Source organism: Thermostichus sp. MS-CIW-40 (assembly GCF_054058315.1).
Genome location: NZ_JBSSAC010000067.1, coordinates 1 through 11134 on the forward strand (window position 1 = coordinate 1; position 11134 = coordinate 11134).

The following is an 11134-nucleotide window of genomic DNA, read 5'->3' on the forward strand; positions in this document are numbered from 1 at the left end:
TCGGGCCTGTTTTGTTCTCTGGTAGAGCAGAGCAGGCTCAGGGCTACTGAAAGCCCGCTCCGTACCGCTTAGCGGTCGGAGCCGGGTAGTTTACTTAAGGATCAATTGAGAGATCCGATAGACATGAACAAGCTCAGCCAACGGCTAGCGACTGCGCAAGAAAGTCTCAATGCCATCGGCAATGGCCCGCGCCAAAATAGCCTGATATTCGGCAGTAGCCAATTTTCGCCCTTCGGTTGGGTTGGTTACGTATCCCAACTCCAGCAGCACGGAGGGCATACCCACAGGTGTTTCCCGCACCATAAAAAAGCGGGCCCGTCTCACCCCCCGGTCAGCAGCGCCGGTAGCCCTGACCAAGCTGCGGTGTAAGATGGCGGCCAGCTCGGCGCTATCGGGTCGCAGGTAGTAGGTCTCGATGCCGTGAATGCCGGAGCGATCCAGGGCGTTGGCATGAATGCTCACCAGGAGGGCAGCGTTGGCCTGAACGGCCATATCCACCCGCGGTTGCAGCAGCACTTCCCGGTCATCGGTGCGGGTCATCACCACTCCATATCCCCGCTCCTGCAACAGTCGTCGTACCTGGTGGGAAATGGAGAGCACGATGTCCTTCTCCTGGATCCCATCCACCCCGATGGCACCGGGATCCCGTCCCCCGTGGCCGGGGTCGATGGCAATGACCGTCCGGTTCAGAGATTGGGGGGTGGAAGGGGAGGCAGGGCCGGGCGTCTGCGGCTGAGGTATTGGTGGAGGAGCATTCAGAGGTCGCAGCTCCAAGGTAATGCGGCGGGATCCCTGGCCGGGGTTGGGCTCGAAGACATTGAACTCCTCGGCGGGCTGCACCAGAATGCTGACCGTGCGGGCATCTTCCTGGACAAAGCGGATCCGCTCCACCGGCCCTCCAACCGGCAAGCCGGGATCCGGCATAGACTGGGGCAGGCGAGCGGGCGCCACGTTGATGCGGTAGCCACCACTCTCGGGATCCCAGCCGGCCCGGTAGAACATGAATCCATCGGCGCTGATGATCAACCGGTTGCCCTGGAGCTGAACCGATTGCAACGTGGCCAGCGGCCCACTGCTGTTGACAGAGCTGACCTCGGGCAAAAGGCTGGCCTGGGCAGCACCGCCGGCAGGCTGGATCCAGATCCCACCTCGCTGTGGGTCGTAGCGGGCTTCCCAGTCGCCACCGGAGGAATCCACATCCAGCACTACCCGAGCAACGGTGGGCTCAAACTGCCCGATACGCAGCCGCGAAACCCCCAGACGGTTGATGACATAAGCTCGCTGGGTGAGGGCAGGGCTGAGGGTGGTGTTGAGAAAATCCACCACTACCCGATCCGGATCGAGGATGCGCCGCACCGTAGTGGAGGGGCTGCCTTGGGTACGGATAAAAAAGCCTTCTGCTTGCGGGGATACCTCTAAAATTTGATGGCCGGAGCGAGGAGATGGGGTGGGTGCCGGGCGTCGGGGAGGCAGTGTCGGCAAAGGCGGGGACGGCGGGAAGGGATCCCTGGAACCTCCCAATAAGCCGGCAGATGAAGGGGGAGAAGAAGAGAGAGATCCGGCCTGGGTGAATTGAACAGCCCAGCGGGAGGGGCCGGCAGTGAGCAGTTGCAGTTGGTTGAGGCTGAGAGGCTGATCCGGCTGCAGATACAGCACAAAGCGGGTAATGGTATCCGTAAGCTGGCTAATCTGCAGAGAGGTGACACGGCCCGCAAAAGTCTGGGTTTGGGGCTCCTGTCCAAAGCGGGTGTTGGGAAAATCCAGCACAACCCGAGGCGGATTCTGCAGCACGAACAGAAAAGGCCGCACCTCGCCCTGGGTGTTAACTTCCAGCCGCCCCTGCTGGGGGTCGTAGTACCAACGCTCAATGCGCGATAAACCTGGGGCTGTAATCGCCTGAGCCTGGACAGATTCCGGGGGAAACAGCCCTGCCCCCGCCAAGCTCAACAGCAGCATCGCCCCCCATATCTGCCTTGACCCCGGCTTGCCAAATTCGGGCATGACCTTCCATCCACTCCCCACACCTGCAACTATACCAACCTGCTTTCGGAGCAGCCTGAGAAGGAGCGCAATTCCGCTCTTGCTTGCGGGGCCAGAGGATAATGGGCGTATCTTCTCCATCCCACTGCTTGTTCTCCGACGAGGTATCTTGGGATGCCCAGGCCACCGGATCCCCTAGCCCTGGCCCGAGCTGGACATGCCCAGTCAATTGTGCAGGTTGTGCGGACAGAACTGCTGCGGCGTCGCTGGTGTGTCCGGGTAGACTTTGCCGACGAGACCCTGCACGTCCACCTGCTGGGATCCCTGTACCAGCCTGCGCTCTCCCCCCAAGTTGCCGCTGCCCAACTGTTTCTGATCTTGAAGCAACTGCGGATCCCACGGCTGGAGCAAGTGGAAATTTGCGCTTTCCGCGGCTCACGTTTGCTCTGGCGGCAGAGCCTAAAGCTGGGATCCCGGCAGCGTTGGGATCGGTTTTCCTTCGATAACTGGGCAGTCAACGCTTGGGCTTACCCGGCTGCGTTTGCGGTGGCCCTGATGGTGAACAACATAGGCTTGTTGCAGTTGTTGCATTTGCCTCTTCACATTTGGATCCACGAATTTGGCCATGCCACCGTCGCCTGGTGGAGCGGGTATCGGGCTTTGCCTCTGCCCATCGGCTGGACAAGCGTTAGCTCGCAGAGGGATCCCTTTGTGTATTTTGGAATCCTCTTTTTACTGATTCTACTCTTCTGGTCAGCCCGCAAGGAGCGGATTGGGTGGCTGCAGGTGCTGGCCATCTTTCTTGCTCTATTGCAGTTTTACATGACCTGGCTGATGCCCAATCGCACCTGGGAGATGTTGTTTGTCTTTAGCGGCGTTGGAGGAGAATTTTATCTCAGCACCTTTTTGATGGCCAGCTTTTATTTTCCCCTGCCAGATCGTTGGCGATGGGACTCTTTGCGATTTGTCGTGCTGGGGATCGCGAGCAGCAGCCTGTGGAGAAGCTTTTGGGAATGGCACAGCATCAGACTGGGATTGGCCGAGGTTCCCTGGGGAACTTTGTTGGGCGGCCAAGGAGATGCCAGGGGGGATATGAACCGCCTAAACTACGACTTTGGCTGGAGCACCGATCAAATTATCCAAACCTACACTTTTTTAGGGAACCTGTGTGTTTTCGTCGTATTGAGCCTATATGTTCTATTCCTGTTGCGGGCAAATGATGAGATTTGGCTGTATCTGCGAGCAAAGCTTATTCTTTGGATGGATGGTTTGATAGGCTCCAGTTCAAGGAAACGTTCTTAAGATACTCTTGTACTGAACATTGCCCCAACTACAACTTTTTCCGGCAGCACCAGCTACATCCGGCGCAAAATGAGCTCTTGGGTAAAAGGGATCCCGCTTGTCTCCAGAACTTCCCTAGTGTCCAACTCGATTCCTCAAGGGGGCAGGATCATTTTGGTTTTGGACTGCAGCTTTGCCGGTTGGGAATTGCTCCAACCACTCCGTTGAGCTCAGAGGGCGTTTGTGGTGCCCATCTGGGCAATGATTGGGCGGGAGAAGCGGCACCCCTATCAGGTTGGAGATGGCCTGTTGAGCATTCGCTCTATGCTGAGGGATATGTATAGACAAACTTCCTCTGCAACGGTACTTTACCCATGTCAGCCGCCTTCTCTTGGCCCTACCGCACCCCAGGGATCCCAGACTCTGCCTTTGAACGCATCCCAGGGATCCCGATGAGCCCTCGTGAGGTGCGCGTGTTGGTGCTAAGCCAGTTGCGCCTGGGAGAGAACCACTGCCTGTGGGATATCGGCGCCGGAACCGGCACAATTGCCATTGAAGCGGCTGTTCTATGCCCCAAAGCTCGCGTGATTGCCATCGAGCGAGATGCCGAGGTAGTCAGCCTAATCGAGAGCAATTGCGAGAAATTTGGCCTCACCAACGTGCAGGTGATTCAAGGTACTGCCCCCGATTGTCTGCAACACCTTTCTCCGGCACCGGATCGCATCTGCATTGAGGGAGGCCACCCCCTACGCGAGATCTTGGAAGCCTGCTGGAGCCATCTCAGCCCCAACGGGCGGGTCGTGGCGACGACCAACTCTTTGGATGGGCTCTACGGCCTTTCTGCCGGCCTGGCCGCTGTGCGGGCTCATCATGTGGAGGTGATTCAATCGGCGGTGAACCGCCTGGAACACCGCGGTCGGACTCAAATGCTGCTGGCACTGGATCCCACCTTTGTTTTGAGCGGAGAAAAAATGGGCTAAGTTTTGTGTAAACTGTTTACATTTTTTGGTAAATCTTTTCCTAAGGTGATGGATAAAAGTGGATTGATTTATCTCGGCTGTCTTAGAACCAGCAGAAAAGATTGGGTCACCCAAACCTTAAGCTATACTGATATTTCTCGATCCCAAACTCAAATCTGCTTTTATACCAGATAAGAGAGCTGGGAAACCCAATAGCTATGGATCAATTCCAACACCCCTTTCAGGAGTCACGGGAAGTCAAACTGCGGCAACTGTTGATTCGGGAGCGCTGGCCGGAAATGCTGAAAGGCTGCCGGGCTTGCATCCATTGGGACGACTTCAAGCGACCGGAATGCTGTGGTGATTGCGGCATCGGGGATCGACGCAGGCAAGCAGTAGCCGAAGAAAGCCCACCCAGCAAGTCCCCAGGCATTTAGGGTTCGCAAGCTTCCCAAATTGGGATCCCAGCTCCTGCAGTAACTTTGGTAGTTTCTATTGAGAACTTTTACTCAGGGAGTTTTACCTAAAAACCGGGTCTCAAGCCCGGTCTTCATACCTGCCTGCGGCGGAAGCAAGCTGGCAAAGTGGGGAGGCAACGAGCGCCTCTCCCAAGATTGCTATGTCGTCGCTCCCTAGCCTCTCATCTTGCCCTCATTGGCCCCCTGCTTCCGCTTCTCAGAGGCAGCTCCCCAGCAACCTCAAGGGGGGCAGGAGGATCCATATCAATTTCTACACCAACCCAGTTAGCGACAGGGTCGGCGACAAGCCTCAAACCCTGATTCTTCCGTTGACCCGGTCGATCCCGCTCTGGGCAAGGGTTTCAGGCCCCTCGGCGGAGAAAAATAAGGGGAAATTGCAGCCGTTCGCGCCAGCGGGACGGAGTCCTTAAACGAGACCCTGTCGATCTAGGCCCCTGGATCCCGCTCTGGACAAGGGTTATAATCGGGGAGAGTCGCTTCCCTTCGGGGAAGTGGAATTAGTGGAATTAATGGAAACAATACGAAACTTCTCAATCACCAGTACCCCCATCATGCCCCACGCTAGGGGGTAGAACTTGGCACTGGCAAACCCTGCCTGCAGGGCCATTTGTCGTTGCTCTTCTCCAGAGGGAAAGCGATCTAGGCTGGGATCAATGTAGGCATATTCGGATCCCAGTCCCAAAGTTTTGGCCTGGGCGACCACCTGAGTGTTCAAGTACCAGCGCTGAAATTGTTCGCAAAGAGGGATCCCTGTGGGGCGGTGAAAATCCAAAATGGCGGCACGACGTCCTGGCTTCAGTACTCGCCTAATTTCTCGCAAGGCTTGGGGAATATCGGTTACATTGCGCAAGCCGTAGCCCATGGTAATGGCATCGAAGCTACTGTCGGGAAAAGGTAAGGCCAAGGCATCTCCCAAAACCCACTCCAGGGAGTAGCCAGGGAAGAGCCGGGAGCGACGCCGGGCAATCGCCAGCATGGCGGGAGAGAAATCTAGGCCCACCACATGTCCCCTTCGTCCTACTCGGCGGGCCAACTGCAGAGCCAGATCACCGGTTCCACAGCACAGATCCAGCACATATCCTCCTGAGCTGGCGCCCGACCAACGCACGGCCATACGCTTCCAAACCTGATGGAGGCCCAGGCTCAAGGTTTGGTTGAGGGAGTCATAGTGGGGAGCAATGCGGTCAAAAAGCGCTCGGATTTCCTCAGGCTGTTCAAAGGTTGGGCTAGGCACCTCTTCTCAACTCCACCTCATGTTCCCCGTACAAACTTTGTTGCTCCTGTTGCTCCGCAACGCTACGTGACCGGATCTGTGGTGTAAACTACCCGGCTCCGACCGCTAAGCGGTACGGAGCGGGCTTTCAGTAGCCCTGAGCCTGCTCTGCTCTACCAGAGAACAAAACAGGCCCGAACCTCTAGGCTGGTTTACGGCAGCCCCCAAGAGCGCAATTACGTTTGCACCATTCAAGTCCGCATCTCCTTCCCATCCACAGTGCCCACACTTGAACGACTTACCACTGCGATAGGATTGCGCAGGGTCGGGATGGATGTGCAAACACCGGTGGCAGGTCTGCGACGTGTAGGCGGGCGGAACAAGAATCAGAGAAACCCCTGCAACCCTCGCCTTGTATTCCAGAAATTGACGTAGTTGGTAGAACGCCCAACTGTTGGCCCTGCGCCTTTCGGTTTTGCTGCGGGGTTGTTGATTGACTCTTTCCCGAATCCCTGTCAGGTCTTCCAGGGCGATAGCGCTGTTGGTAGCTTTTGCCCTGGAGACAATAGCTTTGGAGATGCGATGATTGACCCACGTTTTTGCTACGCAACGCTGACGCGACTGAAAGCGTCTCTCCTTGCCAGACAGCCGTTGCAACAGTTCTCTGCATCTGCGCCGCGAACTGCGGGTGCCCTTACTGGCTTTGCGTTGAAGTACCGCCCTCAACCGCGAGTGATGGTCTCGGACTTTGTTCAACTGCTGTCCATTCCAGTTATCTCCTTCCGATGTATGAGCAATATCCGTCCTTCCCAAATCCACGCCTAGCACTCTATCCGTGCCTTGCGGTGGGGATGGCTCCGTTTCCACACAGATTTGAATGGAGTAGGAACCGTCTTTGCGCTTGACCAGAGTGGCAGATTTGGGATTGGAGCCTGCCAACTGTTCTCTCTGGTAACGGCCAATCGCCAGCTCAAAGCGCTCTCGACCCCCAACCGTGGTCAGCGACACCGTCCAGTCTTTCTCGCGAAACGAAAAGATACGGGCATCGTAGGTCGCAAAGCCTCTCTTGAACGCTTTGACCGGACGGTTTTTCTGTCGGGCAACTTTACGGGCACCGGCCAGCCATCTGCAGACCTGCTGGTCGCGTAAGCGGGACGTAGTCCTTGCCAAGTTACTGGACAAGCCGAACCGGGCACGGATTTCGCGGTAGCACAGAGACTGGAGCTTAACGGCGTTGGCGACTTTCTCGGGTGTGTTCTGGTTGACCCAGTTCAAGGCTTGGCCGAAAGCAGCCAAGGTCGCGTCCAATTTGGCGGCCTGCGACTGGGACGCCTTGAGCTTGCAGGATACGGTCAGGACTTGGGTCATGGTTCTATTGTGACTTCCGCATTCCTCCCGGCACTGACCCTACGGGTACAGTGCGGGGCTCCTGCGATTTCTAGCTGAAGCTAAAGGAAGAGGGGTGTTACGGCGGCACTGGGATCCCACTGGCTCCCACTCGGTGGCGGCGGCTGGGGTAATCAGCCAAACTCAGGGACAGGGATCGGGATCCGGCTAGGCTCGAGGCTGGGATGCGGATGGTTCCCTGGAAGACTTGGCTATTGGGGGGCAGCTCCCCCGGCAAACCCTGGGTGAGCGCGTTGATTGACCGTCCATTGTCGTCAGTAATGTTCAGGAAGCTATAGAGAAAGCGCACCGTCTCTGCCGAGTTGTTTTGCATAGCTACATTCAGAACCACTTGGCTTCCCTCGCGACGAACCGAGAGCACCTGCATAGAGACCTGTCCACTGGCGGCAATTGGTAGGGGGGGCGGAGGTGGTGTGGGCGCCGGCGGGGCAGGAACTCCGTCCTGCTGACGGGAACGAGAAGGTGGAGGAGATGGAGTGGCGGGGCCAGGAGTTGGCGATGGGGCTGCCGCCAATTCAGGAGACAATCTGGGGGTGGGTGTTGGAGTGGGAGTTGCAACCGGCGTGGGTGCTGGGGTAAAGAGGGGGGTGGGAGTTGGGGACGGACGAAGGCTGGCTTCGGCTGCTGCAATTACCTCAGCCTCGTTCAGCAAAGGCACAGTACGGGGATCCCGAACTTCGCGGGAGCGAGAAGCCTGACCGGAGCCGGTGACAGGAGAAGAAACCCCGGATAGGGCTCGCTGGCCAAATAGGTAGCCCAAGCAAGCGCTCAACACCGTTGTGAAGAGAAATGCGCTCGTCCAAAACAGCACCCCCGAGAATGTGGAGGTGAACTCCTGAGATAGTCTGGCCGGTCTGCGCAAAGGCTGTTAACTCCTGCTGCTAGTTCGCTTTCCTATGATACGAAAGTGACAGAGAAGCTAGGGGTTCTCGACCGGGGCAGAGTTTTTGCGCTGTTGCTCATGGGCCTGTAGCGGGGCGCTGTCTAAGTTGGGCAGCCGCTCCCCCAGCCACCAACCCGGATCTTCCCAGCTCAGGGATCCCAGCCATTTCCCGGCCCGATCTGCCAAGACCAAGCCCAACAAAACGGGAGCAGTGGTGATCCCCAGCGCTAGGCTGAGCCAGAGCGGTTGAGCAGATCGAAAAGAGGCCGAAGCAGCCTTTTGTTCAGGCGGAGATATTGGCTTGGGATCTGTCATGGTCGAGCTTTTGAGCCTGAAGTACAGTCAGGTTATTCGAGATTGTTTTTTCAAGCGTAACCAACTCTCATCTTAGCCTGCGGGGAATTTCTCAAGTAGTTTCAAACAGCAAGAAGGCTTTGCTTGATCTGAGAAAGCCCTGACATTGCTTCCTGATCTAGTGGCCGACAGAGAAGAGGTGCTGCCTGGCGTATGGCTTCAAGGGGCCAATCCCACCAAGCAAGTTGGATAAGCCACTCGATCACTTCAGGTGCAAAACGGTAGCGAACCACCCTCGCTGGCACGCCCGCAACAATGGCATAAGGGGGGACATCTCGAGTTACCACAGCACCCATTCCAACAACTGCTCCATTTCCAATGGTTACCCCCGAGCGAATCTTAGCGCCATAGCCAATCCAAACATCATGGCCAACAACAATATCTCCGCGAGTTACAGGGTGCCCTTTCAAAGCACGAAGCTCTCGCCAGGAATCAGGTAAATGGGTGAAAGGGTAAGTAGTAACCCAGTCAGTATGGTGCTCGTACCCTACGAAAAAATGCACCCCTCCTGCAATCGAAGTGCAACGTCCAATCTTGACGCGGGATGACTCTCCCATCCAATGAAGGAAAAACTCATATCCGTAGCTTAGGGAGCCAATCGTGAGCAGAGGAAAAGGCTCTAAACCGGCGTGAGCAAAATAGGTTTTCTCTTCCAGCTGGGCAGCGTGCTCGATTCGGATGGGCATAGAGATTCAGCCTCAGGATTGACCGGGTACCACTCGGCTGAGGACTTCAGCAGGCTGTTGTCGAGGTTAGACTCAAACGTCAGTGGATTTCCAGCGTAATGTCGATTGTGCTGATCTGTGGCCCTGTGCGCTCTGGCAAAAGCCGGCTGGCAGAGGGTTTGGCTGCGGCTTCGGGCTTGCCGGTTATCTACCTGGCTACCGGGCCGAAACCCGATCCCAAGACGGATCCAGAATGGGCAGAGCGCGTTCAACAGCACCGGCAACGGCGGCCTTCCAGTTGGCAGACTTGGGAAACCGGGAGGGACTTGGGGGCAGAACTGCAAAAGTTGCCCCAGCCCTGTTGTGCGCTGGTGGATTCGCTGGGGGGATGGGTGGCGCAGGGCCTAGACTGTCCCTCTTCAGAATGGGATCCCTTGGTGCAATCCTTCCTGGCAGCCTTGCAAAGCTGTAGGGGGGAGATCCTCCTGGTGTCTGAAGAGGTGGGCTGGGGGGTGGTGCCCGCCTATCCTATGGGGCGGCGGTTTCGGGATCGGATGGGGGAACTGACCCAAAGGCTGGCTCCCCTGGCCGACCAAGTGTTTTTGGTAACGGCAGGTTTTGCCCTGGATCTCACCCGTCTAGGGATCCCAGTGGCGAGCAAGACAGAGCAGAGCTGAGATAAGCTGCATTTGCAAGCCAGATAGCTGTGTTGCCGTGCCGATTACCCTCTACCTTCCTGCCAAGGCCATTCAAACTCTGGATCTCACCCCCGGCCATGAGCTGGTGAAAACCTTGATGGCCGATCCCGTGCGTGCTGCCCAGCAGGTGCAATGCGCCATCGATTGGCCGCGCAGCCCTGAGGATCCACGGGAGCTGTCCGAGATCCCGGAGGTGCGCCTGTGGTTTATTCGTTGGGATACAGTCTACCCCTGGATGCCCTACTTTCTCAATTGGCGCCAAGGAGAACTCGCCCGTTACGCGGCTATGATGGTGCCCCACCAATTCAACCCTCGGGAGGGTATTGTTTACAACCCAGAAGCGTTGGAGATCTTTGTCTATCAGAAGATCTTTGTGTTGATGCGGTGGTTTAAGCAGCAGAACCTGGGATCCGTCTCCATGCTGCGGGATATGGCTTTGGTGTTTGGCTTCGAGATCCAGCCGGAGTTTCTCGCCCTATGGGAGGCAGAGCCATGAAGGTGATGGTGGCCAACACCTGGCCGGGGATCCCAGGAGCTACGGCAGTGGCCGACGCTTGGCAGCAGTTGGTTCAACGCCCTTGGGGCCGGCTCAGAGTGGATCCCAACCCTTCGGAAGCTCAGCTAAAGGCCCTCTGGCAACAAATCTCCGAGTGGGCAGGAGAAAAAGATCCCCTACTGGTTTTGCCGGGCAGCGTTGCCGATCCCCTGGGGCCAGGCCAAACTTGGGCAGATCTGGCCCATGCGTGGGGGTTGAGCTTGCTGCTGACGCTGCAGCGGGAGGCCGCTCTGAGCCAAGCTGCCGCTTTTGCCGCCCTGTTACGCCAAGCCAAGGCCTGCGGTTTGGGGTGGGTGCTGATTGGATCCCTGACCGAAACTGGGGATCCCCAAGCCTTGGAAAAGCTGGATGCAACTTTGATCCCGCGCCTGGAAGCCCAAGTAGGAATGCCGGTGTTGGGGAGAATGGCTCTTGATGGGCAGATCCTTTGGGATCCAGATGCCCTGCTGCTCTGCAATGCTGCCCAACCAAGGAACTGAGCGCCACCCACTGATCCCTGCGGCTCGAACCGTTCCTCTTCACTTGGAGGGTAGGCGAAACTTCATTCTTGTTGCTAGGGAAACCACAAAAAAATCCCCCAGACCAAGCCGGGGGATCCACCAATGCTGTTGAAGCGTCAGGTCAGGCCATCAGCCACGCACCGCAGGCGCTACCTCCAC

At 57.2% G+C, this 11134-nt stretch carries 12 protein-coding genes; 6 read left to right on the forward strand and 6 right to left on the reverse strand.

Features of this window, described 5'->3' with window-relative positions:
* Nucleotides 1-144: 144 nt before the first annotated feature.
* Complete coding sequence (locus ACVWXF_RS13575; protein WP_457474651.1) at nt 145-2001, reverse strand: N-acetylmuramoyl-L-alanine amidase; 1857 nt, start codon at nt 1999-2001, stop codon at nt 145-147.
* 153 nt (nt 2002-2154) lie between these two features.
* On the opposite strand from ACVWXF_RS13575, the gene ACVWXF_RS13580 reads away from it, so the two are divergent.
* The 3 genes from ACVWXF_RS13580 to ACVWXF_RS13590 all read left to right on the forward strand — a co-directional run bounded on the left by ACVWXF_RS13580 (nt 2155) and on the right by ACVWXF_RS13590 (nt 4657).
* On the forward strand, nt 2155-3282 hold the full coding sequence (locus tag ACVWXF_RS13580; RefSeq protein WP_457474652.1) for a hypothetical protein: 1128 nt from the start codon (nt 2155-2157) through the stop codon (nt 3280-3282).
* 353 nt (nt 3283-3635) lie between these two features.
* Nucleotides 3636-4241 carry a precorrin-6Y C5,15-methyltransferase subunit CbiT gene (gene cbiT, locus ACVWXF_RS13585; RefSeq protein WP_011432027.1) on the forward strand — a complete coding sequence of 202 codons (606 nt, stop codon included), beginning with the start codon at nt 3636-3638 and terminating at the stop codon, nt 4239-4241.
* A gap of 197 nt (nt 4242-4438) precedes the next feature.
* Nucleotides 4439-4657 carry a hypothetical protein gene (locus tag ACVWXF_RS13590; protein WP_011432028.1) on the forward strand — a complete coding sequence of 73 codons (219 nt, stop codon included), beginning with the start codon at nt 4439-4441 and terminating at the stop codon, nt 4655-4657.
* Between the two features lie 499 nt (nt 4658-5156).
* On the opposite strand, the gene ubiE is transcribed toward ACVWXF_RS13590, so the two are convergent.
* The 5 genes from ubiE to ACVWXF_RS13615 form a co-directional block, all read right to left on the reverse strand.
* Entirely contained in the window at nt 5157-5933 is a 777-nt protein-coding gene (gene ubiE, locus ACVWXF_RS13595; protein WP_414522813.1) for a bifunctional demethylmenaquinone methyltransferase/2-methoxy-6-polyprenyl-1,4-benzoquinol methylase UbiE, read from the reverse strand.
* Between the two features lie 105 nt (nt 5934-6038).
* A complete protein-coding gene (locus ACVWXF_RS13600) occupies nt 6039-7280 on the reverse strand; it encodes an RNA-guided endonuclease InsQ/TnpB family protein (protein ID WP_457474653.1) in 1242 nt (413 codons plus the stop codon).
* Between the two features lie 97 nt (nt 7281-7377).
* A complete protein-coding gene (locus ACVWXF_RS13605; RefSeq protein ID WP_457474654.1) occupies nt 7378-8094 on the reverse strand; it encodes a hypothetical protein in 717 nt (238 codons plus the stop codon).
* Between the two features lie 144 nt (nt 8095-8238).
* A complete protein-coding gene (locus ACVWXF_RS13610) occupies nt 8239-8517 on the reverse strand; it encodes a hypothetical protein (protein ID WP_041436124.1) in 279 nt (92 codons plus the stop codon).
* 101 nt (nt 8518-8618) lie between these two features.
* The gene (locus tag ACVWXF_RS13615) at nt 8619-9242 is read right to left on the reverse strand and encodes a CatB-related O-acetyltransferase (RefSeq protein ID WP_414399320.1); all 624 of its coding nucleotides are present in this window, start codon (nt 9240-9242) and stop codon (nt 8619-8621) included.
* 98 nt (nt 9243-9340) lie between these two features.
* On the opposite strand from ACVWXF_RS13615, the gene cobU reads away from it, so the two are divergent.
* Genes cobU through ACVWXF_RS13630 form a run of 3 tightly spaced genes read left to right on the forward strand, consistent with a single transcriptional unit; the run spans nt 9341 to nt 10954 of the window.
* A complete protein-coding gene (gene cobU / locus ACVWXF_RS13620) occupies nt 9341-9898 on the forward strand; it encodes a bifunctional adenosylcobinamide kinase/adenosylcobinamide-phosphate guanylyltransferase (RefSeq protein WP_457474655.1) in 558 nt (185 codons plus the stop codon).
* A gap of 37 nt (nt 9899-9935) precedes the next feature.
* The gene (locus tag ACVWXF_RS13625) at nt 9936-10415 is read left to right on the forward strand and encodes a CRR6 family NdhI maturation factor (protein ID WP_011432033.1); all 480 of its coding nucleotides are present in this window, start codon (nt 9936-9938) and stop codon (nt 10413-10415) included.
* Nucleotides 10412-10954, forward strand: a complete 543-nt coding sequence (locus tag ACVWXF_RS13630) for a hypothetical protein (protein WP_457474656.1) — start codon at nt 10412-10414, stop codon at nt 10952-10954. The genes ACVWXF_RS13625 and ACVWXF_RS13630 overlap by 4 nt, the downstream gene beginning before the upstream one ends.
* Nucleotides 10955-11134: the final 180 nt, after the last annotated feature.

Bases quoted from the DNA above. Each gene is read 5' to 3' on its own strand.
- ACVWXF_RS13575 (WP_457474651.1), bottom strand. From the start codon at position 2,001: ATGCCCGAATTTGGCAAGCCGGGGTCAAGGCAGATATGGGGGGCGATG.
- ACVWXF_RS13615 (WP_414399320.1), bottom strand. From the start codon at position 9,242: ATGCCCATCCGAATCGAGCACGCTGCCCAGCTGGAAGAGAAAACCTAT.
- ACVWXF_RS13600 (WP_457474653.1), bottom strand. From the start codon at position 7,280: ATGACCCAAGTCCTGACCGTATCCTGCAAGCTCAAGGCGTCCCAGTCG.
- ACVWXF_RS13590 (WP_011432028.1), top strand. From the start codon at position 4,439: ATGGATCAATTCCAACACCCCTTTCAGGAGTCACGGGAAGTCAAACTG.
- ACVWXF_RS13610 (WP_041436124.1), bottom strand. From the start codon at position 8,517: ATGACAGATCCCAAGCCAATATCTCCGCCTGAACAAAAGGCTGCTTCG.
- cbiT (WP_011432027.1), top strand. From the start codon at position 3,636: ATGTCAGCCGCCTTCTCTTGGCCCTACCGCACCCCAGGGATCCCAGAC.
- ACVWXF_RS13630 (WP_457474656.1), top strand. From the start codon at position 10,412: ATGAAGGTGATGGTGGCCAACACCTGGCCGGGGATCCCAGGAGCTACG.
- ACVWXF_RS13580 (WP_457474652.1), top strand. From the start codon at position 2,155: ATGCCCAGGCCACCGGATCCCCTAGCCCTGGCCCGAGCTGGACATGCC.
- cobU (WP_457474655.1), top strand. From the start codon at position 9,341: ATGTCGATTGTGCTGATCTGTGGCCCTGTGCGCTCTGGCAAAAGCCGG.